The organism is Azoarcus olearius, assembly GCF_001682385.1.
Classification (GTDB): Bacteria; Pseudomonadota; Gammaproteobacteria; order Burkholderiales; family Rhodocyclaceae; genus Azoarcus; species Azoarcus olearius.
Map to the genome: position 1 here is coordinate 3,088,705 of NZ_CP016210.1, position 21,521 is coordinate 3,110,225.

The following is a 21,521-nucleotide window of genomic DNA, read 5'->3' on the forward strand; positions in this document are numbered from 1 at the left end:
CTTGGCGCGTGCGATGATCCGGGATAATGGCAACGTAACCACAGGAGAATCGCATGGCGAAGGCGCCAGCCAAACCCGAAGCGGCCACCGAGGCCCCCGCCCCCAGGAAGAGCGGCAAGCTCTTGCTCATCATCCTCATCCTGCTGGTGGTGGTGCTCATCATCGTGGCCGTCGGTGTCGGCGTGCTCGTCCTGCTCAAGGGCAAGGGCGGTGGCGGCGACAGCCATGCGCCCGAAGCCCAGCACGCGCCCGCGCCGCCCCCGCCGGCGGCGACCGCGGTGGATCTGTCCAAGCCGCCCTCCTTCGTCACGCTCGAACCCTTCACGGTCAACCTGCAGCGCGACGAGGGCGACCACTACCTGCAGGCCGTGGTGGTGCTGCGCGTGGCCGATGCCAAGACCGCGGAAAGCCTGAAGGGCTTCATGCCGGAGATCCGCCACCGCATCAACCTGCTGCTGTCGAGCAAACTGCCGTCGCAACTGTCCACCATCGATGGGCGGGAGACGCTCGCGATCGAGATCGTCGACCAGTCCAACGACGCGCTCGGCTTCCCGCCCCCGCGTGAAGCCAACCGCCGCGCACCGCCGACCGGGCCGATCCAGGCGGTGCTGTTCAACTCCTTCATCATCCAGTAAGCGGAGACGCCGCCATGTCTTCGGATTTTCTCTCCCAGGAAGAAGTCGACGCCCTGCTGCGCGGCGTCAACGGGGAGAGCGATGACGGCGGCGGCGCCGAGGTCGAGCAAGGGGGCGTACGCCCCTACAACCTCGCCACGCAGGAACGCATCGTCCGTGGGCGCATGCCCACGATGGAGCTGATCAACGAGCGGTTCGCGCGCTACCTGCGCATCGGCCTGTTCAACTACATGCACCGCAACGCCGAGGTGTCGGTGGGGCCGATCAAGGTGCAGAAGTACGCCGAGTTCGTGCGCAACCTGGTGGTGCCGACCAACCTCAACCTGGTGCTGGGCAAACCCTTGCGCGGCACCGGCCTGGTGGTGTTCGACCCCAACCTGGTGTTCCTGGTGGTGGACAACATGTTCGGCGGCGACGGCCGCTTCCACACCCGGGTGGAAGGGCGCGACTTCACGCCCACCGAGCAGCGCATCATCCAGGGCATGCTCAACGTGGTGTTCACCGAGTACGCCAAGGCCTGGGCGCCGGTGTTCAAGCTCGAGCTGGAATATGTGCGCTCGGAGATGAACTCGCAGTTCGCCAACATCGCCACGCCGTCGGAAATCGTGGTGTCCACCAGCTTTTCGCTGGAGCTGGGCGGCGCGCAGGCGGAGATGCACATCTGCTTCCCCTACTCGATGGTGGAGCCGATCCGCGACCTGCTCTACTCGACGATGCAGAGCGACCACCTCACCCAGGACCGGCGCTGGATCACGCTGCTGTCGCGCCAGCTGCAGACGGCAGAGGTGGAACTCACGTGCAACCTCGGCACCGCGCGCGTCACGCTGCGCGACATCGTCAACATGCGGGTGGGCGACGTGATTCCGCTGCAGGTTTCCGAACTGCTGCAGGCCACCGTGGATGGCGTGCCGGTGCTGGAGTGCCGCTACGGCACCCAGAACGGCCAGTTCGCCTTCAAGGTGGATCGCTTCCTGAGCCCGGACGAGACCGACGCCCCCAAGATTCCTGGAGCCACAAATGGCTGACAACGACGACGAAAACCAGATCTCCGAAGACGATTGGGCTGCCGCGATGCAGGAGCAGGCCAGCGCCGAGGCGGGCATGGACGCAGAATCCGCGCGCGTCGCGGCCGACCTGGCCGCAGCGGCCGCCTTCGACGAATCGCCCTATCAGGCCAAGCCGGCGAGCCAGATCTTCGAGGACTTCGGCTCGTCCGGCGCCAAGCCGGGGGCGCTCAACGACTTCGACATGATCCTGGACATCCCGGTCCAGCTCACCGTCGAACTCGGCCGTACCAAGCTGTCCATCCGCAACCTGCTGCAGCTGGCCCACGGCTCGGTGGTGGAACTCGACGGCCTCGCCGGCGAGCCGATGGACGTGCTGGTGAACGGTACCCTGATCGCGCAGGGCGAGGTCGTGGTGGTGAACGACAAGTTCGGCATCCGCCTGACCGACATCATCACGCCCGCCGAACGCATGCGGAAGATACGACACTGAGCCTGACCGCCCGCCCCGCCACCCTCGCACGCCCCGCCCGCGCCTCCGCGCGGCGGGGCGTCCGCTCATGCGCGGCCGTGCTCGCGCTGTATGGCGGCGCCGTTGCAGCGGCGGACAGCGCAGCCGCCGCCCCCCCGGAACTCGCGGGCAGCATCGGCCAGATGCTCGGCGGCCTCGCGGTCGTCATCGCGCTGCTGTTCGGTTGCCTGTGGGTGCTCAAGCGGCTGGCAACGCCGCGTGGTGCGGCCGCCGCGGTGAAGGTGCTCGGCGCCGCCGCCGTCGGCCCGCGCGAGCGCGTGGTGCTGGTCGAAGTGGGCAAGGACGTGCTGGTGCTGGGCGTCGCGCCCGGCAATGTGCGCACGCTGCACGTCATTCCCCTCGCCGAACTGCCGCCCCCGCCCGCCCAGAACGGGCCGCTGAAAGGCGGCGCCGATTTTTCCAGCTGGCTCAAGCAATCCCTGGAGCGCCGCAAGGATGCACCCTGAGTTCCACCGCGCGCCGTCGGGCGCGCGCGCCTTTTTCCGCCTGATCCTGCCGCTGGCGCTGCTGCTGGCGCCCTTCGCGGCCGCCGCCCAGGGCCTGCCGGCGCTCAACAGCACGCCGGGGCCGGGCGGCAGCACCAATTACAGCCTGCCGGTGCAGACGCTGGCGCTGCTGACGCTGCTGAGCTTCATCCCGGCGCTGGTGCTGATGATGACCAGCTTCACGCGCATCATCATCGTGTTCTCGCTGCTGCGGCAGGCGATCGGCACCCAGACCTCGCCGCCCAACCAGGTGCTGCTCGGGCTGGCGCTGTTCCTCACCTTCTTCATCATGGCGCCGGTGGCGGACAAGGTTTACCTGGAAGCCTACCAGCCGATGTCCGAAGGCCGGATCAGCTTCGAGCAGGCGCTCGAGCGCGCCACCGTGCCGGTCAAGGCCTTCATGCTGAAGCAGGTGCGCGAGCCCGACCTCAGCCTGTTCACCGGGCTGGCCAAGCATCCGCCGGTGGAGAAAGCCGAAGACCTGCCGATGCGCGTGGTGGTGCCCGCCTTCGTCACCTCGGAGCTGAAGACCGCGTTCCAGATCGGCTTCATCGTCTTCATCCCCTTCATCATCATCGACATGGTGGTGGCCTCGGTGCTGATGTCGATGGGGATGATGATGATGTCGCCGGTCATTGTTTCGCTGCCGTTCAAGATCATGCTGTTCGTGCTGGTCGATGGCTGGACGCTGCTGATCGGCTCGCTGGTGCAGAGCTTCGCCGTCTAGGAGACCCTCGCCCATGACACCCACCGCCGTCATCGAACTCGGCCGCCAGGCCATCGAAGTCACGCTGCTGGTGTCCGCGCCGCTGTTCCTCGCCGCGCTGGTCACCGGTCTCATCATCAGCATCTTCCAGGCCGCCACCCAGATCAACGAGATGACGCTCTCGTTCGTGCCGAAGATCGTGGTGATGTTCGTCACCCTGGTGCTCGCGGGGCCGTGGATGATCACGATGCTCACCGACTTCATGCGCCGGCTGTTCGAATCCATTCCGACGATGATCGGATGAGCGTGGCGCGCCGCCGCTCCGCATGATCAGCGTCACTTCGGCCCAGCTCGACGCCTGGCTCGCGGCGCTGATGTTTCCGCTCGCGCGCCTGCTGGGGCTTTTTGCCACCGCGCCGGTGTTCTCCAACCGCGCGATTCCGGTCCGCATCCGGCTGACGATGGCGCTGGGCATCGCGCTTGCGCTGTTGCCCGTCCTGCCCGCGATGCCGCAGACGCCGCCGGGCGGCGGCATCGGCCTGCTGGTCATGGTGCAGCAGATGTTCATCGGCATCGCGATCGGCTTCATGATCCGCATCGTGTTCGCGGCGATCGACATGGCCGGTTCGCTGATCGGGATGCAGATGGGCCTGTCGTTCGCGGTGTTCTTCGACCCCGACGCCGGCGGTCAGACCGCGGTGCTGTCCGATTTCCTCAGCCTCGTCGCCACGCTGCTGTTCCTGTCGATCAACGGCCACCTGATGCTGGTGGCAGCGCTGATACGCAGCTTCGAATGGCTGCCGATCGGGCTCAACGTGGTCAGCGCGTCGGGCTGGGCCTACATCGCGCGCGCCGGCGCGGCGGTGTTTGCCACCGGCCTGCTGCTGTCGCTGCCCATCGTCGCGGTGCTGCTGGTGGCCAACATCGCGCTCGGCATCCTCACCCGCGCCGCGCCCCAGCTCAACCTGTTCGCCATCGGTTTTCCGGTCACGCTGGCGATGGGCTTCATGGGGCTGATCCTGATCATGACCAACTTCGGCCCGGTGGTGGTCAGCCTGTTCGAACACGGCTTCGACACCATCTCGGCGATGCTCGAAGCGCTCGCGCCGCTGCCTCCCGCGCCCACGCCGCCGCGCTGAACTTCAGAGCGACGGGAACTGGCGCGACTTCACCAGGCGGATTTCGCCGCTCGCGGTGCGGCGCGCGAACGGGCGTTCGTTGCTGATGCCCTCTTCGTAACGCAGCACGTCGAATCCGGCGTAGCCGCCCTCCTCCGCCATGCGCCGCGCGTTGCGCATGAACACCTGGCGCGCCTCGCCCTCGCCGCCGGTGGCGAGCCGCTTCATGCGCATCTCCAGCCGCCAGGTTTCCTCGCCGGCCAGGCTCGCATCCAGCTCCCAGGTGGGTGCCAGCGGGTCGTAGATGCCGTAGGCCACCAGCGCACCGCTGAGGAAGACCGGGTTGGAGATGCCGATCTCCTTCATGGTCTTCATCGTCAGCAGTGCGCCGCCGCCCAGTCCCGCCGCGGTGCCGCCGTGGGCCACCGCCATCGGCCGGTACTCGTCCAGCGTGGAGCAACCGGCGCCCAACAGCAGCGCGGCCGGCAGTGCGATCAGCAGCGTACGCATCGTTGCGGCCTCAGCTCAGGTAGTTGAACAGCGACAGCCCGGTCACCTTCATGAAGGACTGCTGGGCCGCCTGCAGATAGGTCTGCTGCTGGGTGAGGTTGGAGATCGCCGAGACGTAATCCACATCGACCAGATTGGAGATGGTCTCGGCGTACTGCACGTCGAGGTCGCTGCCGATGTTGAGCAGGCTTTCGGTTTCGGTCAGCTGGGAGCCGATCTGGGCCCGCACCTTCAGCACGTTCTCGAGCGCACCGTCGAGGTTGGTGAGCCCGAAGGCCACCGCACCGCCGGCCATGCCGGACGGCCCCGGGCGCTCCATCGCGTCGATCAGCACGCCGAGGTTGTCGAACATGTTGGGCGAGCCCACGAACAGCTCGAAGCGGTCGCCGTCGCCCGGCACCGCCGGGTTGCCCGCGGCGTCGTTCATCTGCAGATTGACGCCGACGTAGTTGGGCGAGGCCGGGTCGCCCAGGCTGCTGAGGTCCGCCAGCCCGGTGGCAATCGCGACCTTGCTCGGGTTGCCCGGCACGTATTCGTAGACGTCGTAGCCGGTGGCGGCGTTGTACGTGATCTCGTAGCGGCGGGCGAGCGTGCTGGTATCGACCGCGCCGCTGGCGAGCGGGGCCAGCGTGCCGCTAAGCGTGGTGCCGCCAGTGTTGGCGGAGCCGTCCACATGGGTGCCGGTGGAAGGCTGCACCAAGGTGTCGTCGATTTGCCGGGTGGCGGCAAAAACGTCCGTTCCCGGCAGGCTCACCGGCATGTAGCGCGAGGCCGACACCTGGATGGTCTGGGTACCGTAGTCGCCCTGGTAGCTGACCCCCGCCAGCCCGCCGGAAAACGGCTGGGCATTGGCACGGTAGCCGGAGAACAGATAGTCGCCGGTGCCATCCTGGCTGTTGGCGAGCGCCAGCAGGCCGTCGAACTGCGCGCGCAGGTCGGTGGCGATGTACTTCAGGTCTTCGGCGCTGTAGCCGGCATTGCCCGCCGACACCGTCTTTTCGCGGATGTACTGGAGCGTGTCGCCGACGCCGGTGAGCTTGTTCTCGAGCAGGTTCAGGCGATCGTCGGCGTAGCCGGTGTTGGTCATGAACTGGCTGTTCACGCCCTTGGACTGGCCGACCTCGAGCGCGCGCGCGGAGGCGATCGGATCGTCCGCCGGCGTCAGCACGCGGCGGCCGGTGGAGAGCTGCTGCTGGGTGTGGAGCAGCGAACTCCATTGCTGCTGCATGGAGCCCACGCCCTTGTCGTAGATCATGTTGGTCGAGATACGCATGATCGTTCTCCTTATCGGCCGATCGCCAGCAATTCGTCGAACAGGGTCTGGGCCACGTTCATGACCCTGGCGGCACTCTGGTAGGCCATCTGGTAGCGCACGAGGTTGGCGGCTTCCTCGTCGAGATTCACCCCGGACAAGGCGTCGCGCGCGTCGGTGGCCTGGGTCAGCAGGGACTCCTGCGCGGCCTGGTTCACCTGCACTTCGCGCGTCTTGTTGCCCACCTGGGTCACCATCTGCGCATACACCGACTGGAAGGTGGCGGTGGCGCCGGAGCCGCCGTTGAGCATGGTCTTGGCGGTCTGCAGCGCGCCCAGCGCCACGGCGTTGCGGTTGTCGGCCACGCCCGCGGCGGTCGGGCTGAAGACCATCGACTCGCCGCTCGCCCACGCGCCCACCGCGGTGAATTCGAAGGCGTATTCGTTGGGCGCGGTGCCGTCGGTCACGCGGAAGCGCACCCCGGTGGAGTCCGTCGCCGGGTTGTAGGCGCCGCCCGCCACCCAGGTGCCGGTGGCGGTGTCGTAGCGCTCGATGGTGCCGGCCGAGGCGGTGAAGGTGTTGGCCGCGAAGCTGAGCGTGATCGGCGAGAAGTCCGCCTTGCCGTCGGCGTTGGCGTCGATGCCATCGACCGACAGCGTCTTGAGCCCTTTGATGCGGTCGGTGACCGCGCCGGTGTAGTTGCCGGGCGCAACGCTGACCGGATCGCCGGCCGCGATCTTGCGCGGATCGGTGATGGCCACGCCGATGTTGGCGGCGGCGTTACGGGTCGGCTGGATCAACAGGCCGGTGGTGGGGAAATCGGCCGGTGGCGGCGTGCTGATGGCGATGTTGATGCCGCCGCCGGAATAGCTGCCATCCACCTGCAGGGTCAGCGGAATGCTGGCGCCGCCCACCGCGCGCATCGAGTAAGCGGCGCCGTCCCATTCGAGCATGTAGTCGGCCGCGGTGAGCTGGGCGTAGTTCTCGATGCTGACGGTGGCCGAGGTGATCGCGGGCTTGAGCGCCGGGTCCGGCAGGCTGAAGAACTGGCCGCCGAGCACGCCGTCCAGATCCACGCCGAGCTGGTGCTGCGCGTTGAAGGCTTCGGCAATGCCCACCGCGATCAGCCCCAGCGTGTTCTGGGCAACGTCGAGCGATTCGCGCCGGAAGCCGAGCAGCCCTCCCAAGGTGCCACCGCTGAGCAGGTTTTCCGGCAACACGGTGGGCGCGCCGTTTTCGGCCATCAGCGCAATCGCGCTGCGCTGCGGGTCGTTGGCGTCGCGCACCGCGGCGAGCTGGTTGACCGTGCCCCCCACCACCAGCCCTTGGCCCGAGCCCATGAAGACGCTCATCGAGCCATCGTTCTCGGTGACGGTATTCACCTTCACCAGCTTGTTCAGCTCGGCCACGAGCTGGTCGCGCTGGTCGAGCAGGTCGTTGGCGGCCACGCTCGGGCCGGCCACCTGGGCCTGGGCGATGCGCTGGTTCATCTCGGCGATGGCGCCGGCGAACATGTTGATCTGCGTCACCGTGGACGCGATCTCGCCTTCGGTGCCCTGGCGGATTTCGGCGAGGCGCGCATCCATGGTCTGGAAGCGCGACACCAGCGCCTGCGCGGACGAAATCAAGGACTGGCGCGCGGCCACGCTGGTGGGGTTGGAAGCCATTTCCTGCACGCCGGCAAAGAAACCCTCCATGACCGGCGACAGGCCGGAGGTGGAGTCGGCCAGCAGGTTGTTGATCTGGCTGATCTGGCTGTTGTAGGCCGTGAATTCGGACAGCCGCGCACTGCTGGTCAGCACCTGGTTTTCGAGGTACTGGCTGTAGCTGCGGGTGACGGCGGAAACCTGCGTGCCCTGGCCAAAGAAGCCGACGCCGGTGAATTGCGGCGTGTTGCTGGTCTGGATGACCGTCTGGCGGTGATAGCCCTCGACACCGGCGTTGGTGATGTTGTGGCCGGTGGTGAGCAGTTGTGCCTGGGCGGCGTTCAGACCCGTGAGTCCGATGTTCAGCAAGCCCGCCATGATGTTTCCCCTGATTCGCTAGGTTTCCAACCCTCCTACTGCAAGATGCTTGCCAGGGTGAAAAACCAGTGCGAAGCGGCAACAAGGGGCGCTTTCGGCACCGTGGCAGCGGCGGCGACCGGCAAAATCGGCCGCTTGCCGCCACCCTTTGCCGCTCAGCCCGAAAGCGCGCCGCGCAGGGTGCTGCCGCCGATGATGCGGGTGAGCTTGTCGGCGTACATCGGGTCGGTGGCGTAGCCGGCCTGCTGCAGGCTGCGGGCGAAGCCGCTGGCGCTGGTCTGGCCCAGCACCTCGGAATAGCGGCTGCTGTTGGCGAGCAGGCGCGCGTAGTCCTGGAAGGCTTCCGCGTACGAGCCGTAGCTGCGGAAACGGGCCTGTTCGGTGTAGGCGCTGCCGCCGCTGTACTCGGTGACCTTGCGCGTCACCGTGTCGCCCGTCCAGCCCGCACCGGCCTTGATGTTGAAGAGGTTGTAGCTGTTGCGGCCGTCGGCATGGCGCAGCACCTTGTCGCCCCAGCCGGTTTCGAGCGCCGCCTGGGCGACGATGAACTGCGCCGGAATGCCGGTCTGCCGGCTGGCGCTCTGCGCGTGCGGCCACACCGCGTTGACGAACTCACGCACGTCGTCGGCCACGCCATCGTTACCGTCCGCGGGCGCGGTCGCCCCCGCGGCCGCCTTGTCGCGGGTGGCGCGCACCGCATTCTCCAGCCGCGAGATCAGCGCGCCGATGCTGTCGCCGTCCGCCCCGCCGCGGCTTTCCGCGCCGGCCGCGATCGCCTGCGCCTGCCGCATCAGTGCCGCCGGGCTGGACGACTGGCGGATCGCGTTGGAGATGTCGAATCCCGGGTTCGCGCCGGCCGCGCCGGGCAGCGGCAGACCTTCCGCCACCGCCGGGGTGGCGGCCCCCTTGCCGTTGATGCCGCCGAGCTGGCGGAACAGCGCCTCGCTCATGCCGTTGTTGCGGCTGTGCGCCATGTTGAGCGCGAGCTGCTGGTCGAGCAGCGACTGATAGCTCTTGGTCTGCTCGTTGTCGAACAGCGTGGAGCCCGGCGTCGCCTCGCGCATCGACTTGAGCGCCATCTGCAGGAACAGGGCCTCGAACTGCTTGGAGGCCGCGCGCAGGGTTTCGGGCGAATCCGGGTTGTTGCGGGCGAGCCGCTTGAGGTCGCCGAGCGAATTCGGATCGAGCGCGTTGAGCTGGAAGCCGGTGTTCGCCGCGGTCATCTCAGACCTCCCCCAATGCGCAAAGGCAGGCCTGCGCCTGCCGGGAAAAGCTCGGATGCCGCGCGGTTCGAGACGTGCTCATTCAGATCACCTCCAGCTCCGCGCGCAGCGCTCCAGCAGCCTTCATCGCCTGCAGGATGCTGACCAGATCCATCGGCTTGGCGCCGAGGCTGTTGAGCGCCTTCACCACGTCGGCCAGGTTGGCGCCCGCCTTGACGTTGAACAGCGTGCCGGCGCCCTGCTCGATCGCGACCTGTCCGCTCTGCGTCGTGACCGTCTGCCCGCCCGACAGCGGCGCCGGCTGGCTGACGCGGGTGTCGGTGTTGACCGACACGGTGAGGTTGCCGTGGGCGACCGCACAGTTCTGCACGGTGACGCGCTGGTTCATCACCACCGAGCCGGTGCGCGAATTGACGATGACCTTGGCGGCCTGCTGCACCGGCGTCACTTCCAGGTTTTCGAGCTGGCCGAGGAAGGCGACGCGGGCGGAGGAATCGGCCGGGGCGCGCACACGGATGGTCCGCCCGTCCAGCGCCTCGGCGCTGCCGTGGCCGGCGGACTGGTTGATCGCATCGACCACGCGGCGAGCGGTGCCGAAGTCGGTGTCGTTGAGTTCGAACAGGATGTGATCGCCCTGCCCCAGCATGGTCGGCACCGCGCGTTCCACGGTGGCGCCACCGGGAATGCGGCCCGCGGACAGATGGTTGATGGTCTGCGAGGCGCCGCCGCCCGAAGCACCGGCGCCACCGACCACCATGTTGCCCTGGGCGATCGCGTAGATCTGGCCGTCGGCCCCCTTCAGCGGCGTCATCACCAGCGTGCCGCCGCGCAGGCTCTTGGCATTGCCCATCGACGACACGGTGACATCGACCGCCTGGCCGGGCCGGGCGAACGGCGGCAGCGTGGCGGTGACCATCACCGCGGCCACGTTCTTGAGCTGAAGGTTGGTGCCGGGCGGCAGGGTCACGCCCATGTTGCCCAGCATGTTGATGACGCTCTGCACCGTGAAGGGCGTCTGCGTGGTCTGGTCGCCGCTGCCGTCCAGCCCCACCACCAGGCCGTAGCCGACGAGCTGGTTGTCGCGCACGCCGGCTACCGAAGCCAGTTCCTTGATGCGCTCGGCGCTCGCGGGGGCCGCCACCGCCATGCCGACGGCGGCGAGCAGGGCAAGGAGAAACTGGGCCGGGCGTTTCATGGGGACTCCGTAGTGCGGATCAGAACGGCGCGATGGCGACGAAGAAGCGTTGCAGCCAGCCCATGGTGTTGGACTCGTCGATGAAGCCGCTGCCGCGGTATTCGATGCGGGCGTCGGCCACCTGGGTGGATTGCACGGTGTTGGCGGCGGTGACGGTGGTCGGGTTGATCACGCCCGAGAAGCGGATGAACTCGTTGCCCTGGTTGATCGCGACCATCTTCTCGCCCGACACCAGCAGGTTGCCGTTGGGATAGACGTCGATGACGGTGACCGAGATCGTGCCGTTGAAGACGTTGTTGGCCGCCGCCGCACCCTCGCCGGAGAAGTCGGAATCCAGGCCCACATCCGCCTGCAGGCCGTTGAGCTTGGCGTTGGCGAGCGAGGCGATGTTGGGCGCGGTCAGGCTGATGCCGCCGGTGATCGCCGAGCCGCGGGTGGCCGAGGCGTTGGCGCTCTTCTGCGCGGTGTTCCGCTCCACGAGGTTGATCGTGATGATGTCGCCGACGTTGCGCGCGCGCCGGTCCTCGAACAAGGGCCGGGCCTGGCTGGGTTGGTAGATGCTGCCGGTGGCGGGCACCGCCTGGGCGCGCATGTCGGGGCGCGCGCTCATCGGCTGGTGGATCGCGGTGGGCGGCGTCGAATAGATCGACGCGCAGCCCGACAGCAGCAGGACGGCAAGGAGGGCGAGCGCTTTCATGGCGAAACTCCCGGCGCGGCGATCAAAGCTGGGTCAGCCGGCCGAGCATCGAGTCCGACGTCTGGATTGCGCGCGAATTCATCTCGTAGGCGCGCTGGGTCACGATCATGTTCACCAGTTCTTCGGCCACGTTGACGTTGGAGGTTTCGACATAGCCCTGGTTGAGCACGCCGGTGCCGTTGGTGCCCGGCTGGTTGGGCGTGGCGACGCCGCTGGAGGCGCTTTCCAGGAACAGGTTCTCGCCGGCGCTCTGCAGGCCGCCCGAGTTGATGAAGGTGGCGAGCTGGATCGCGCCAATCTGGGTCGGCGTGGTCTGCCCCGCCTGCAGCACGCTGACGGTGCCGTCCTTGGCGACGGTGACGGTGAGCGTATCGGCCGGAATGTTGATGTTGTCGGCCAGCGGATAGCCGCTGGCGGTGACCACGTTGCCCTGGTTGTCGAGCTGGAAGGCGCCGTCGCGGGTATAGGCGGTGGTGCCGTCCGGCAGCGCGATCTGGAAGAAGCCGTTGCCCTGGATGGCGATGTCGAGCGAGCCGCCGGTCTGCTGCAGGTTGCCCTGGGTGAAGATGCGCTCGGTGGCCACCGGCCGCACGCCGGTACCGATCTGCAGGCCCGAGCCGACCTGGGTCTGCTGGGTGGACTGCGCGCCCGGCTGCCGCATGGTCTGGTACAGCAGATCCTCGAACACCGCACGCTGGCGCTTGAAGCCGTTGGTCGAGACGTTGGCGAGGTTGTTGGAGATCACGTCCAGCGAGGTTTGCTGGGCATCCAGCCCGGTACGGGCGGTCCACAGGGAGCGGATCATGATGATTCCTTGTTTGCTTGGCCGGCGGCGGAGGTCGCCGCGCGGTGGTCGGGTAGCCTGGTTGCCAGTCTAGGCCGGCAAGGCTGCCGGCCATCCTGCGATTAACTAGGCAAAATCCGTGCTAATCCGCGACGGGGATCAGCTCAGCGACAGCACCTGGGCGGCGGCGCGGTCGTTCTGCTCGGCGGTCTGCAGCATGCGGGTCTGCATCTCGAACTGGCGGGCCAGCGAAATCATCGTGACCATCTGGTCGACCACGTTCACGTTGCTGCCTTCGAGGTAACCGCCGGCAACTTTTACCGCCGGATCGGCAGCCTGTGCCGCCCCGTCGCCGGTGCGGAACAGACCGTCGTCGCCCCGCACCAGTGTGGCTTCGGGCGGATTGACCAGCTTGAGCTGATCGACCACGTTCACCACGTTCTGGCCGGCCTGCAGCGAGGAGATGGTGCCGTCGGCGCCGATCACGATCTCGGTATCGGGCGGCAGCGCGATCGGCGCGCCGCTGGCCCCGAGCACCGGCAGCCCGCTGCGCGTCTGCAGCACGCCGTTGGCGCTCAGCTCCAGGCTGCCGTCGCGGGTGTAGGCCTCGGTGCCGTCGGGCATCTGCACGGTCAGCCAGCCCTTGCCTTCCACCGCGACGTCGTACGGGCGGCCGGTGAATTGCAGCGGGCCGGCGCTGTAGTCGGTGGCAACGCTGGCATCCACGGTGAAGGCGCGCGTATGCATCGCCTCGGTCTGGACCTCCACCGCGCGCAGCTTGTGCATCTCGGTGCGAAAGCCGGTGGAGGTGGCGTTGGCGAGGTTGTGCGAGACCGCTGCCTGCTGGTCGAGCGTGCCCTTGGCCCCGGTCATCGCGGTGTAGATCAGCCGATCCATGTCGCTCTCCTTGCGCCTTCAGCGTTTAACGCAGGTTCACCAGGGTCTGGAGAATCTGGTCCTGGGTGCGGATCGATTGCGCGTTGGCCTGGTAGTTGCGCTGCTGCACGATCATCGACACCAGTTCCTGCGTCAGATCCACGTTGGATTCCTCGATCTGGCCCGCGGTGACCGAACCGAGCACGCCGGTGCCCGGCGCGCCCACGGTCGGCTGGCCGGATTCGAAGGACTCTGCCCACAGGTTGTCGCCAAGCGAGGTGAGGCCCTGCGGGCTGGAGAAGTTGGCCAGCGCCAGGCGGGCGATGTCGCGCACCTGGCCGTTGGAGAAGGTGCCCTGCACGACGCCGGTATTGCTGACGGACAGCCCGGTAAGGCGGCCGGTGGTGTAGCCATCCTGGCGCGGCGAGGTGGTCACGCCCGAATCGGTGTTCCACTGCGTGGAGCGCGACAGGTCGAGCGTGAAGTTGAGGTCGTCCGCGCCGGTACCGAGCTGGGCCCCGGTGCGGGTGACGTTGAACACGCCATTGCCGGCAATCGTGCTATCGGGCACGCCCAGGTTGGTAAACGTGATCGTGCCGAGGTTCTCGAGCGGCGCGCCGGTGGAGAGCGCAGGGTCCGCGGGGTCGGGCACCACGTCGTTCGACAAGCGGCCATACACCGTCCAGGTATTGGGCGACACGCCCGCCACGTCGGGATCGCGGACGAAGTACAGGTTCATCAGCGAGGCGTTGCCGAGACTGTCATACACCGTCATCGAGGTGGTGTAGTTGTAGCTCTCGACCGGGATCGCGGTGTAATTGAGGAAGTTGTTGATGTCGCTGCCGACCGGGTTCTTGTTGAGCGGGTTCTTCTCGCTCGAGTCCAGGTTCACACCGACCGACGCCGTGCCGGTTTCACGCGGGGCGATGTTGGTGGTGTCGATGTAGATCACCGACGGCTCGCCGGAGAACACCGTCTGCGTGCCGGAGGTGTCCAGCGCCTGGAAGCCGGTGAGCTTTTCACCCGTGGCATTGACGATGTTGCCGTTGCGATCGACGTCGAACTGGCCGTTGCGCGAGTAGGCGATGCTGCCGTCGCTGCGCGACAGACGGAAGAAGCCGTTGCCGTTGATCGCCATGTCGAGCGGGTTGTTGGTGGCGGTGAGGTTGCCCTGCGTGAAGGACTGGGTGACCGCCGCAACCTTGCTGCCGATGCCGACCTGCAGCGAGGAGGTGCCACCGGTCATCGCCGATGCGTACATGTCGGCAAAGATGGTGTTGCTGGCCTTGAAGCCGACCGTACTCGCGTTGGCGACGTTGTTGGAAATGACGTCGAGCGCCTTGGACGACGAATTCAGCCCGCTCAAACCTTGTTGGAATGCCATGATCGCCGCTCCGGATCAGAGAATCTGCTTGATTTCGCTCATTTTGAAGATGCCCAGATCGCCGACCTGGAGGTCCGTGCTGGAGGCGCCGCGGATCACGCTGGTGACGGCCGCGAACTGCAGCGGACGCGACACCACGGTCTTGTCGCCCTGCACCGCGGTCACCGACACGGTGTAGGTGCCGTTGGCTGCCTTGCCGCCGCCCGAGGCGGTGCCGTCCCACATGTAGTTCTGGCTGCCGGCCTCGACGTCGGTCATCGTCATCGACGCCACTTCGATGCCGGCGGCGTCCTTGATCGACAGCTTCACTTCGTCGGCAGGGCCGTCGAGTTCGAAACCGCCGATGGCGCCGGCGTCGGTCAGGGTGAGGTTCTTGCCTTCGACGAGCACGCCGCGGCCCACCAGCGCTGCGGCCTGCAGGCCCTCCGCGGAGGCCTGCGACTGGAGCAGCTGCGTCATCATCGAATTGAGCTTCTCGATGCCCTCCACCGTGGAAAGCTGGGCGAGCTGGGAGGTCAGCTCGGCGTTCTCCATCGGGTTCATCGGGTCCTGGTTCTGCAGCTGGGTCGTCAGCAGGGTCAGGAACTGGTTCTTGCTCTGCTGCGTGGTGCTGGTGGTGGTGGTGTCCTTGCGCGCGAGACTGGCGAGGATGTCCTGCGCGGTCTGCGTTGCGGATGTCACGGTGCTCATTTCTTTCTCCTGCCGGCGGCGGCAACGGTTGCCGGTCGTGCTTATTGACCGATCTGCAAGGTCCGCTGCAGCAAGGTCTGTGCCGTGTTCATCACTTCGGCGTTGTTCTGGTACGAGCGCGATGCCGAGATCATGTTCACCATCTCTTCGACGACATTCACGTTGGGCATCTCGACATAGCCCTCGGCGTTCGCCGCGGGGTTGTGCGGCTCGTACACCAGCCGCATCGGCGCCGCGCTCTCCACCACCTGGGTAACCTGCACGCCCACCGATGCCGCGGCGCCCTTGTCGCGCACGCCGCCCACCGGCGGCGTGGCGCCCACGGGCTTGGCGGCAAACACCACCTGCTTGGCGCGGTAGGGCTGGCCGTCCTCGGCGATCACGCTGTCGGCATTGGCCAGGTTGGAGGCGGTGGTATTCAGGCGCAGCGACTGCGCGTTGAGCGCCGAACCGGCGATCTGGAAGACGTTGAGCATGCTCATGAGCGCCTACTCCCCTAAGCCTTACTGGCCGCTGATCGCGGTTTGCATGCCGCGCAGCAGGCCATTGATGAAGGTGATGCTGGCCTCGTAATGGATGGCGTTCTCGGCGAAAGCCGCGCGTTCCACGTCCATGTTCACCGTGTTGCCGTCCACCGCGGACTGCAGCTCGGTGCGGTACTTGGTGGCGCCTTCCAGCACGTCGCCCCCGCCACCGGCGATGTGCCGGCTCTGCGTGGTCGCGAGCGCGAGGTTGCTCTGCTTGCCGAGCGCCCCCTGCAGGGCCTCGCGGAAATCGATGTCGCGCGCCTTGTAGTGCGGCGTATCGGCGTTGGCGATGTTGGACGCGAGCAATTGCTGGCGGTGAGCCTGCAGGTTCAGCGCGGTCTGATGGAACTGCAGTTGTTGGTCGAGTTGTGTCTTCATGGCGTCACCTCGGGGTCGGGCTGCCGTGACCGTGGGGCGGTTCGGCAGGCACCCCCTCCATCGCAGCATTCATGCCACGCATCTTAGCCAGCGCCCCTCCCCGCCCTTGGCGCGATAAGACCGGTAAAGCCCGGCCAATTTCGCCGCTTGCCAGGGCCTGCGGCAGCCGGGCGGGGCAAGAATTGCCGGCGCCGGCTGCCGGCGCTGCCGCCCGCGGTTGCCTCCGCGCGGTGGGCGTGATGCAATCCGGCCATGAACCGAACCCGCCTCCCGGCGCGCCCGCCCCGCCGCCGCGGCCCCGCCGCCCTCTCCGCCTTCCTCCGTCCCGCCGCCTTCGCCCGCCTGCCCTTCACGCTGCTGGCTGCAGCGGGCGCGCTCCTGGCGGGCAACGTCAGCGCCCAGCAACCGGCCGCGCCGGTGACGGCCGCGGTTACCCGCTTTCTCGAACAGGAGGCGCGCGGACTGCCCGGCCGGGTGGCGGTGTCGGTCACGCCGCTCGATGCCCGCAACCAGTTGCCGCCGTGCATGAGCCTCGTGCCCTTCCTGCCCGCCGGCACCCGCGCCTGGGGACAGATCAGCGTCGGCGTGCGCTGCGACTCGCCGGTGGAATGGACCGCCTACCTGCAGGCGCGGGTGAGCGTGCTGGGGGAATACCTCGTCACCGCGCAACCGCTGCGCGCGGGGCAGATCATCGGCCCCGCCGATCTCGTGCGCCGCGACGGCGACCTCGCGACCCTGCCCGACAACACGCTGACCGACGTGGCCCAGGCGAGCGGCCAATACACGCGGTTCGCGATCGCTCAAGGCAGCCCGCTGCGTGCCGATATGTTGAGGATTCCTCCCGCGGTGAGACAGGGCCAGACGGTGCAGGTCGTCACCGTCGGCAGCGGCTTCCGCGTTTCCAGCGAGGGCGTGGCCCTCAACAACGGCGCGCCCGGCGATCCGGTGCGCGTGCGGCTGGGCGGCGGCCAGGTCGTCACCGGCGCGGCGCGCGCCGGCGGCGTGGTCGAAGTTACGCCTTGAAGTAACGCCTCTCGCAGGGCCTGTGATTAAATCGCTAAAGTTTTCCGCCGCGCTGCCGACATACCGGGTAGAGAACCTTTATTGGGAGCACTGCCATGAAAATCGAAAGCTCAGGCAAGCCCGTGGCGGGCGTGTCGGTCGCCGAGAACCGCGGCCGCGTCAACACCCCTAAAACCGAAACCCCGGCCAGCAGCGACAAGGTCCAGCTGTCGTCGCTGTCGTCCACGCTGCAGAAGGCGGAGGCGGCAATGGAAAACACCCCTGCGGTCGATTCCTCCCGCGTCGCCGAGATTCGCCAGGCGATCGCCGAGGGTCGGTTCAAGATCGACTCCAGCAAGATTGCCGACGGCCTGATCAACAGCGTGCGCGACCTGCTGGGCGACAAGAGCTGAGTCTTCCCCGCCGATGCGAGCACCCTCTCCCGCCGACCTCCAGCGCCTCGCCCTGCTGATCGAAGCCGAGGCCATCCAGTTGCGCGAATTCGTCGCGCTGCTCGAACACGAGGAAGCCCTGCTCGTTGCCGGCGACACGGATGCGCTGCTCACGCTGACGAAGGACAAGACCGACCGCTACCGCCAATTGCAGCGGCTGGCCGACGACAAGGCCCTGCATCTCGGCCGCCTCGGGCGCAGCAATGCCGACGCGTCCATCCGCGAACTGTGCGCCGGCCTGCCGCGCGTGCTGGCGCGCTGGGACGAAGTGCTGGAACTCGCCCGCAACGCCCGTGAGCGCAATACGCTCAACGGCAAGCTGATCACCGAGCGCATGCAGCACAACCAGGCCGCGCTGTCGGTGCTGCTGTCCGCCGCCAACCATCCCCAGCTGTACGACGCCGCCGGCCAGACCCGCCCCACCGGCGGCGGCCGCATCCTCGGCAGCGCCTGACGCGCGCCGCATCCAGAAAAAAGCCGCACCTCACGATGCGGCTCGTCGATGCCGCCTCAGGAGGCGGCGCCTCGTAGCTCAACGCGGTTCGACAGCGCGGCCACCGTGCATGCCTTCGTGCCGCGGGCGGTGCTCCCCCCGCATGCCGGCATGACGCGGTCCGTCGCCGCCGAAGCCATGACGGAACTCCGCGTCGAACACCTTCTTCTGCGCATCGCTCAGCTTGCCGTACAGCGCCTCGACGTCGTTGCGCGTCTCCGCGAGTTCCGCCAGATGCGCCTTGCCGCGGACTTCCATCCGCTCCATGCGTTCGAGCGCCGTCTTGGGGGCTGCCTCCTTGGCACGCGCTTCGAAGTCGGCGCCCATGCGTTCGGCGCGACGCAGCATCGCCGTCTTGAACTGATCCCACGCGCCCTTCTGTTCGGGTTTGATTGCCAGCGCGAGTTCCAGCCGCGCGAGGCCGAGATCGGCCTTGTCCTTGACGCGCTCGGCGGACATCGCATGCCAACCGCAATCGCGCGGCATGCCGTCGCCGCCGCGGGCGGCGGCGAGGCCGGAACCCAGCACGCCGAGGGCCGCGAAGAGGACGATGGCGGTGCGCTTGATGGGGGTCTTCATGATCCTGCTCCTGTGATAATGCCCGGCGCTGCGGGCGACGGAGCCATTTGAGCAGCGCGATGTAAGCCCCATTTGTCTGCCGGCGGCCGATTTGCATGGGCGTGTCAGCCGCGGCCGGTTTGATACGCTGGGATACATACCGGCCCCGCTGCCTCCCTAAGATGCGGGCATGGAGACCCACGCATGACCAACCAGCCAGATCACATCCTCATCGTCGATGACGATCGCGACATCCGCAGCCTGCTCGCCGATTACCTGGAGAAGCAGGGCCTGCGCTGCACCACCGCGGCGGACGGCCGCGAGATGAAGGCGGCGCTGGAACGCCACCGTGTCGACCTGATCGTGCTCGACCTGATGCTGCCGGGCGAAGACGGCCTGACGCTGTGTCGCAACCTGCGCGCCGGCGGCAGCCACGCCAACACGCCGATCCTGATGCTGACCGCGCGCGGCGAGGACATGGACCGCATCATCGGTCTGGAGATGGGAGCCGACGACTACCTGCCCAAGCCCTTCGTGCCGCGCGAACTCTATGCCCGCGTACGCGCCATCCTGCGCCGCGCGCGCGCGTTGCCCCCCAACCTCGACACCCAGCCGCAGGCGCAGGCGCGCGAGCTGCGCTTCGCGCAGTGGCGGCTCGACACCGTCAACCGCCACCTCATCGATGCGCAGGGCACGGTGGTACCGCTGTCGGGCGCCGAATACCGCATGCTCGGCGTGTTCCTCGCCCATCCGCAGCGCGTGCTGTCGCGCGATCAGTTGATGGAGCTGACCCAGGGCCGCGAAGCCGACGTGTTCGACCGCTCGATCGACCTGATGGTGAGCCGCCTGCGCCAGCGCCTGGGGGATAACGCGCGCGAACCCGCCATCATCAAGACCGTGCGCAACGAGGGCTATGTGCTCAGCGCCGAGGTCGTTGCCGGCGACGGGAGCCTGAGCCAGTGAAGCTCCTGCCCCGAAGCCTGTTCGCGCGCCTGATGCTGATCTGGCTGGTCGGCATCGCCGCGGTGCTGACCGTGAGCGTGCTGCTGTTCGTCGGCGAGCGCGACCGCGTGGGACGTGACGCGCTGTTCGAAGGCATCGCGCAGGAGATTGCCGCCGCGGTCGACGTGCTCGACCGCCTGGCGCCCGACGAGCGCGCGCGCTGGATCGACGAATTCGGCCGCCGCCGCCTGCGCCCCAGCCTGCGCCCGCTTCCGGACGAGGCACGCAACCTGCCGGACGATCATCCGCTGCTGGTCGCGCTGCGCCAGGCCCTGCCGGGGCGCGCGGTCACGCTGCACGCCTTCCATCGCCACGAAGGCGGCCACGCGATCCTGCTCGCAGCCATCACGCTGGGTGACGGCACGCCGCTGACCGTGCGCCTGCCGGGCGTCGCGCCGGTGCCGCATCCGCCGCCTCCGCCACCCGGCAGACTGCTAGCGGCACTGAGCGCGTTGGTGGTCGGCATCACCTTGCTCACCTGGCTTGCCGTGCGCCTTGCGACCCGGCCGCTGTCGCGCATGGCGGCCGCGGCGCGCGCGCTCGGCGAGGACCCCGACCGCGCGCCGATGGAAACCCGCGGGCCGACTGAAGTCGCCCAGGCCGCGGCGGCGTTCAACCAGATGCAGCAACGCATCCGCGAGCACGTGAGCGAGCGCACCCGCATCCTGGCCGCGATCTCGCACGATCTGCAAACCCCGATCACCCGGCTGCGCCTGCGCGCCGAAATGGTGGATGACGACACCCTGCGGGGGCGCATCCAGTCCGACCTGGATGCGATGCAGGCGCTGGTGAAGGAAGGACTGGCCTACGCCCGCAGCATGGACACCGACACGCCCGCTCAGCCGATCGACCTCAATGGCTTGCTCGCTGCGCTGCACGACGATGCGGCCGACCTCGGCTGGTCAGTGTCGGTCGAAGGCCACGCCGCCCGCCCCAGCCTTGGCCGCCCCACGGCCTTGCGGCGCGCGCTATGGAATCTGATCGAGAACGGGGTGAAGTTCGGCGAACGGGTCGAGCTGAGCCTGACGGAATATCCGGACCGCCATGAAATCCGCGTCCGCGACCACGGCCCCGGACTCGACGCCGCCGAGCTGGAGAAGGTGTTCGAACCCTTCTACCGTACCGAAGCCTCGCGCAATCGCGAAACCGGCGGCACCGGGCTGGGGCTGGCAATCGCGCGCAACCTGCTGCGCACTCAGCGCGGCGAGGTCGCGCTGCGCAACCTGCCGGGCGGCGGGCTGGAAGCGCGGGTGACGCTGCCGCGTGCCCCGACCCATGCGCGCCGGGCCTGAAAATGATGAAGCCCGCACACGGCAAAACAGCCGTGGCGGGACTTCGGTGTAAAAAGGCCCCCGGACAAGCCGGGGGCAAGCGACAAAACCCGGCCCTCCCGCCGGGTCAAGCAGCCTTCTTCGACGCCTTCGCGCTCGCCACGATGGGCTGCAGCGCGTTGCTCGCGGCGGCGAACTGGTGTTCAGTCGCCTCGCGGGTGGTGCGAAGGATGTTCTCGTAAGCCTCGGTGACGCTGTTGAGCGCGGTCTTGACCTTGCCCACCACTTCGGCGGTGCCGGCCGGCCCCGTCCTGGCGACGTCGTCGAGCAGTTCGTTGACCTGCTGCGATACGCCATTGAGGCGCTCGGAATTGAGGCGGGCGATGTCCGCCTGCGCCTTCACATAGATGTCGCTGACGTTGCGAAGGTAGTCGGTCGCCTGCTCGATGCCCTGCACCGGGGTCTTGAACTGCCCGGAAAACTGCTCGAAGACGTCCTCGCCGAGCGGCTTGTAGCCGGCGGACAGGGAACGCAGCGTGGCGAAGTTGAGCGCCACGAAACGCTCGCTGGCATCAAGGCCGATATCGAAGGCCGACTTCAGGGCGTTGCCGTTCGCGTTGGCAGCGTCAGTCAGCTTTTGCAGCGAAAAATACGAACTCATAAGACTTCCTCCTGGAAAGTTGATTGCATTCCTGCCAGTGGCAACAACACCCGCTTCGGCAA

General features: G+C 67.6%; 26 protein-coding genes. 12 read left to right on the forward strand and 14 right to left on the reverse strand.

The window, feature by feature from the left end; genetic code table 11:
- Positions 1 to 53: 53 nt before the first annotated feature.
- From dqs_RS14070 to fliR, 7 genes are all read left to right on the forward strand, one after another.
- A complete protein-coding gene (locus tag dqs_RS14070) occupies positions 54 to 635 on the forward strand; it encodes a flagellar basal body-associated FliL family protein (protein ID WP_011766448.1) in 582 nt (193 codons plus the stop codon).
- Positions 636 to 649: 14 nt separating this feature from the next.
- Positions 650 to 1,660 (forward strand): flagellar motor switch protein FliM, encoded by a 1,011-nt coding sequence (gene fliM / locus dqs_RS14075; RefSeq protein WP_065340889.1) that lies wholly within the window; start codon positions 650 to 652, stop codon positions 1,658 to 1,660.
- Positions 1,653 to 2,132 carry a flagellar motor switch protein FliN gene (fliN, locus tag dqs_RS14080; protein WP_011766450.1) on the forward strand — a complete coding sequence of 160 codons (480 nt, stop codon included), beginning with the start codon at positions 1,653 to 1,655 and terminating at the stop codon, positions 2,130 to 2,132. Before fliM ends, fliN begins: the two co-directional genes overlap by 8 nt.
- A gap of 77 nt (positions 2,133 to 2,209) precedes the next feature.
- The gene (gene fliO / locus dqs_RS14085; protein ID WP_335622061.1) at positions 2,210 to 2,617 is read left to right on the forward strand and encodes a flagellar biosynthetic protein FliO; all 408 of its coding nucleotides are present in this window, start codon (positions 2,210 to 2,212) and stop codon (positions 2,615 to 2,617) included.
- Positions 2,607 to 3,383 (forward strand): flagellar type III secretion system pore protein FliP, encoded by a 777-nt coding sequence (gene fliP / locus dqs_RS14090; protein WP_065340890.1) that lies wholly within the window; start codon positions 2,607 to 2,609, stop codon positions 3,381 to 3,383. The genes fliO and fliP overlap by 11 nt, the downstream gene beginning before the upstream one ends.
- A 13-nt stretch (positions 3,384 to 3,396) precedes the next feature.
- On the forward strand, positions 3,397 to 3,666 hold the full coding sequence (fliQ, locus tag dqs_RS14095; RefSeq protein WP_011766453.1) for a flagellar biosynthesis protein FliQ: 270 nt from the start codon (positions 3,397 to 3,399) through the stop codon (positions 3,664 to 3,666).
- 22 nt (positions 3,667 to 3,688) lie between these two features.
- Positions 3,689 to 4,501 (forward strand): flagellar biosynthetic protein FliR, encoded by an 813-nt coding sequence (gene fliR / locus dqs_RS14100; protein ID WP_065340891.1) that lies wholly within the window; start codon positions 3,689 to 3,691, stop codon positions 4,499 to 4,501.
- 3 nt (positions 4,502 to 4,504) lie between these two features.
- Here the strand turns inward: fliR and dqs_RS14105 are convergent, their stop codons facing one another.
- The 12 genes from dqs_RS14105 to flgB all read right to left on the reverse strand — a co-directional run bounded on the left by dqs_RS14105 (position 4,505) and on the right by flgB (position 16,020).
- A complete protein-coding gene (locus tag dqs_RS14105) occupies positions 4,505 to 4,990 on the reverse strand; it encodes a hypothetical protein (RefSeq protein ID WP_065340892.1) in 486 nt (161 codons plus the stop codon).
- A 10-nt stretch (positions 4,991 to 5,000) separates the two neighbouring features.
- Positions 5,001 to 6,263 (reverse strand): flagellar hook-associated protein FlgL, encoded by a 1,263-nt coding sequence (gene flgL, locus dqs_RS14110; RefSeq protein WP_011766456.1) that lies wholly within the window; start codon positions 6,261 to 6,263, stop codon positions 5,001 to 5,003.
- Between the two features lie 11 nt (positions 6,264 to 6,274).
- Positions 6,275 to 8,266 (reverse strand): flagellar hook-associated protein FlgK, encoded by a 1,992-nt coding sequence (gene flgK / locus dqs_RS14115; RefSeq protein ID WP_065340893.1) that lies wholly within the window; start codon positions 8,264 to 8,266, stop codon positions 6,275 to 6,277.
- Positions 8,267 to 8,421: 155 nt separating this feature from the next.
- Complete coding sequence (flgJ, locus tag dqs_RS14120; protein WP_011766458.1) at positions 8,422 to 9,489, reverse strand: flagellar assembly peptidoglycan hydrolase FlgJ; 1,068 nt, start codon at positions 9,487 to 9,489, stop codon at positions 8,422 to 8,424.
- An 82-nt stretch (positions 9,490 to 9,571) separates the two neighbouring features.
- Entirely contained in the window at positions 9,572 to 10,684 is a 1,113-nt protein-coding gene (locus dqs_RS14125) for a flagellar basal body P-ring protein FlgI (protein WP_011766459.1), read from the reverse strand.
- A gap of 19 nt (positions 10,685 to 10,703) precedes the next feature.
- Positions 10,704 to 11,381 carry a flagellar basal body L-ring protein FlgH gene (locus tag dqs_RS14130; protein WP_011766460.1) on the reverse strand — a complete coding sequence of 226 codons (678 nt, stop codon included), beginning with the start codon at positions 11,379 to 11,381 and terminating at the stop codon, positions 10,704 to 10,706.
- 22 nt (positions 11,382 to 11,403) lie between these two features.
- On the reverse strand, positions 11,404 to 12,186 hold the full coding sequence (gene flgG, locus dqs_RS14135; RefSeq protein ID WP_011766461.1) for a flagellar basal-body rod protein FlgG: 783 nt from the start codon (positions 12,184 to 12,186) through the stop codon (positions 11,404 to 11,406).
- Between the two features lie 138 nt (positions 12,187 to 12,324).
- Positions 12,325 to 13,062 (reverse strand): flagellar basal-body rod protein FlgF, encoded by a 738-nt coding sequence (flgF, locus tag dqs_RS14140; RefSeq protein WP_011766462.1) that lies wholly within the window; start codon positions 13,060 to 13,062, stop codon positions 12,325 to 12,327.
- A 25-nt stretch (positions 13,063 to 13,087) separates the two neighbouring features.
- Positions 13,088 to 14,425, reverse strand: a complete 1,338-nt coding sequence (gene flgE / locus dqs_RS14145) for a flagellar hook protein FlgE (RefSeq protein WP_011766463.1) — start codon at positions 14,423 to 14,425, stop codon at positions 13,088 to 13,090.
- Between the two features lie 15 nt (positions 14,426 to 14,440).
- On the reverse strand, positions 14,441 to 15,115 hold the full coding sequence (locus tag dqs_RS14150) for a flagellar hook assembly protein FlgD (protein WP_011766464.1): 675 nt from the start codon (positions 15,113 to 15,115) through the stop codon (positions 14,441 to 14,443).
- A 41-nt stretch (positions 15,116 to 15,156) separates the two neighbouring features.
- The gene (flgC, locus tag dqs_RS14155) at positions 15,157 to 15,597 is read right to left on the reverse strand and encodes a flagellar basal body rod protein FlgC (RefSeq protein WP_011766465.1); all 441 of its coding nucleotides are present in this window, start codon (positions 15,595 to 15,597) and stop codon (positions 15,157 to 15,159) included.
- A gap of 21 nt (positions 15,598 to 15,618) precedes the next feature.
- A complete protein-coding gene (flgB, locus tag dqs_RS14160) occupies positions 15,619 to 16,020 on the reverse strand; it encodes a flagellar basal body rod protein FlgB (protein ID WP_011766466.1) in 402 nt (133 codons plus the stop codon).
- 252 nt (positions 16,021 to 16,272) lie between these two features.
- Here flgB and flgA point away from each other — a divergent pair, with 252 nt between their 5' ends.
- From flgA to dqs_RS14175, 3 genes are all read left to right on the forward strand, one after another.
- Entirely contained in the window at positions 16,273 to 17,043 is a 771-nt protein-coding gene (gene flgA / locus dqs_RS14165; RefSeq protein WP_084018545.1) for a flagellar basal body P-ring formation chaperone FlgA, read from the forward strand.
- 95 nt (positions 17,044 to 17,138) lie between these two features.
- Complete coding sequence (gene flgM / locus dqs_RS14170) at positions 17,139 to 17,435, forward strand: flagellar biosynthesis anti-sigma factor FlgM (protein WP_011766468.1); 297 nt, start codon at positions 17,139 to 17,141, stop codon at positions 17,433 to 17,435.
- Between the two features lie 13 nt (positions 17,436 to 17,448).
- Positions 17,449 to 17,928, forward strand: a complete 480-nt coding sequence (locus dqs_RS14175; protein ID WP_065340894.1) for a flagella synthesis protein FlgN — start codon at positions 17,449 to 17,451, stop codon at positions 17,926 to 17,928.
- Positions 17,929 to 18,006: 78 nt separating this feature from the next.
- Here the strand turns inward: dqs_RS14175 and dqs_RS14180 are convergent, their stop codons facing one another.
- The gene (locus tag dqs_RS14180) at positions 18,007 to 18,546 is read right to left on the reverse strand and encodes a Spy/CpxP family protein refolding chaperone (RefSeq protein WP_065340895.1); all 540 of its coding nucleotides are present in this window, start codon (positions 18,544 to 18,546) and stop codon (positions 18,007 to 18,009) included.
- Between the two features lie 183 nt (positions 18,547 to 18,729).
- Between dqs_RS14180 and dqs_RS14185 the strand changes: the two genes are divergently transcribed.
- Complete coding sequence (locus tag dqs_RS14185) at positions 18,730 to 19,488, forward strand: response regulator (protein WP_011766471.1); 759 nt, start codon at positions 18,730 to 18,732, stop codon at positions 19,486 to 19,488.
- Positions 19,489 to 19,520: 32 nt separating this feature from the next.
- The gene (locus dqs_RS14190; protein WP_418202065.1) at positions 19,521 to 20,819 is read left to right on the forward strand and encodes an ATP-binding protein; all 1,299 of its coding nucleotides are present in this window, start codon (positions 19,521 to 19,523) and stop codon (positions 20,817 to 20,819) included.
- A gap of 106 nt (positions 20,820 to 20,925) precedes the next feature.
- Here dqs_RS14190 and dqs_RS14195 read toward each other — a convergent pair whose 3' ends face one another.
- Positions 20,926 to 21,459, reverse strand: coding sequence for a phasin family protein (locus tag dqs_RS14195; protein ID WP_011766473.1), 534 nt, complete (start codon positions 21,457 to 21,459; stop codon positions 20,926 to 20,928).
- Positions 21,460 to 21,521: the final 62 nt, after the last annotated feature.

What these genes read in the sequence shown, in the direction of transcription:
- dqs_RS14070 (WP_011766448.1), top strand. Translation starts at nt 54, where the DNA reads ATGGCGAAGGCGCCAGCCAAACCCGAAGCGGCCACCGAGGCCCCCGCC.
- fliM (WP_065340889.1), top strand. Translation starts at nt 650, where the DNA reads ATGTCTTCGGATTTTCTCTCCCAGGAAGAAGTCGACGCCCTGCTGCGC.
- fliN (WP_011766450.1), top strand. Translation starts at nt 1,653, where the DNA reads ATGGCTGACAACGACGACGAAAACCAGATCTCCGAAGACGATTGGGCT.
- fliP (WP_065340890.1), top strand. Translation starts at nt 2,607, where the DNA reads ATGCACCCTGAGTTCCACCGCGCGCCGTCGGGCGCGCGCGCCTTTTTC.
- fliQ (WP_011766453.1), top strand. Translation starts at nt 3,397, where the DNA reads ATGACACCCACCGCCGTCATCGAACTCGGCCGCCAGGCCATCGAAGTC.
- fliR (WP_065340891.1), top strand. Translation starts at nt 3,689, where the DNA reads ATGATCAGCGTCACTTCGGCCCAGCTCGACGCCTGGCTCGCGGCGCTG.
- dqs_RS14105 (WP_065340892.1), bottom strand. Translation starts at nt 4,990, where the DNA reads ATGCGTACGCTGCTGATCGCACTGCCGGCCGCGCTGCTGTTGGGCGCC.
- flgL (WP_011766456.1), bottom strand. Translation starts at nt 6,263, where the DNA reads ATGCGTATCTCGACCAACATGATCTACGACAAGGGCGTGGGCTCCATG.
- flgK (WP_065340893.1), bottom strand. Translation starts at nt 8,266, where the DNA reads ATGGCGGGCTTGCTGAACATCGGACTCACGGGTCTGAACGCCGCCCAG.
- flgJ (WP_011766458.1), bottom strand. Translation starts at nt 9,489, where the DNA reads ATGACCGCGGCGAACACCGGCTTCCAGCTCAACGCGCTCGATCCGAAT.
- dqs_RS14125 (WP_011766459.1), bottom strand. Translation starts at nt 10,684, where the DNA reads ATGAAACGCCCGGCCCAGTTTCTCCTTGCCCTGCTCGCCGCCGTCGGC.
- dqs_RS14130 (WP_011766460.1), bottom strand. Translation starts at nt 11,381, where the DNA reads ATGAAAGCGCTCGCCCTCCTTGCCGTCCTGCTGCTGTCGGGCTGCGCG.
- flgG (WP_011766461.1), bottom strand. Translation starts at nt 12,186, where the DNA reads ATGATCCGCTCCCTGTGGACCGCCCGTACCGGGCTGGATGCCCAGCAA.
- flgF (WP_011766462.1), bottom strand. Translation starts at nt 13,062, where the DNA reads ATGGATCGGCTGATCTACACCGCGATGACCGGGGCCAAGGGCACGCTC.
- flgE (WP_011766463.1), bottom strand. Translation starts at nt 14,425, where the DNA reads ATGGCATTCCAACAAGGTTTGAGCGGGCTGAATTCGTCGTCCAAGGCG.
- dqs_RS14150 (WP_011766464.1), bottom strand. Translation starts at nt 15,115, where the DNA reads ATGAGCACCGTGACATCCGCAACGCAGACCGCGCAGGACATCCTCGCC.
- flgC (WP_011766465.1), bottom strand. Translation starts at nt 15,597, where the DNA reads ATGAGCATGCTCAACGTCTTCCAGATCGCCGGTTCGGCGCTCAACGCG.
- flgB (WP_011766466.1), bottom strand. Translation starts at nt 16,020, where the DNA reads ATGAAGACACAACTCGACCAACAACTGCAGTTCCATCAGACCGCGCTG.
- flgA (WP_084018545.1), top strand. Translation starts at nt 16,273, where the DNA reads ATGAACCGAACCCGCCTCCCGGCGCGCCCGCCCCGCCGCCGCGGCCCC.
- flgM (WP_011766468.1), top strand. Translation starts at nt 17,139, where the DNA reads ATGAAAATCGAAAGCTCAGGCAAGCCCGTGGCGGGCGTGTCGGTCGCC.
- dqs_RS14175 (WP_065340894.1), top strand. Translation starts at nt 17,449, where the DNA reads ATGCGAGCACCCTCTCCCGCCGACCTCCAGCGCCTCGCCCTGCTGATC.
- dqs_RS14180 (WP_065340895.1), bottom strand. Translation starts at nt 18,546, where the DNA reads ATGAAGACCCCCATCAAGCGCACCGCCATCGTCCTCTTCGCGGCCCTC.
- dqs_RS14185 (WP_011766471.1), top strand. Translation starts at nt 18,730, where the DNA reads ATGACCAACCAGCCAGATCACATCCTCATCGTCGATGACGATCGCGAC.
- dqs_RS14190 (WP_418202065.1), top strand. Translation starts at nt 19,521, where the DNA reads ATGCTGATCTGGCTGGTCGGCATCGCCGCGGTGCTGACCGTGAGCGTG.
- dqs_RS14195 (WP_011766473.1), bottom strand. Translation starts at nt 21,459, where the DNA reads ATGAGTTCGTATTTTTCGCTGCAAAAGCTGACTGACGCTGCCAACGCG.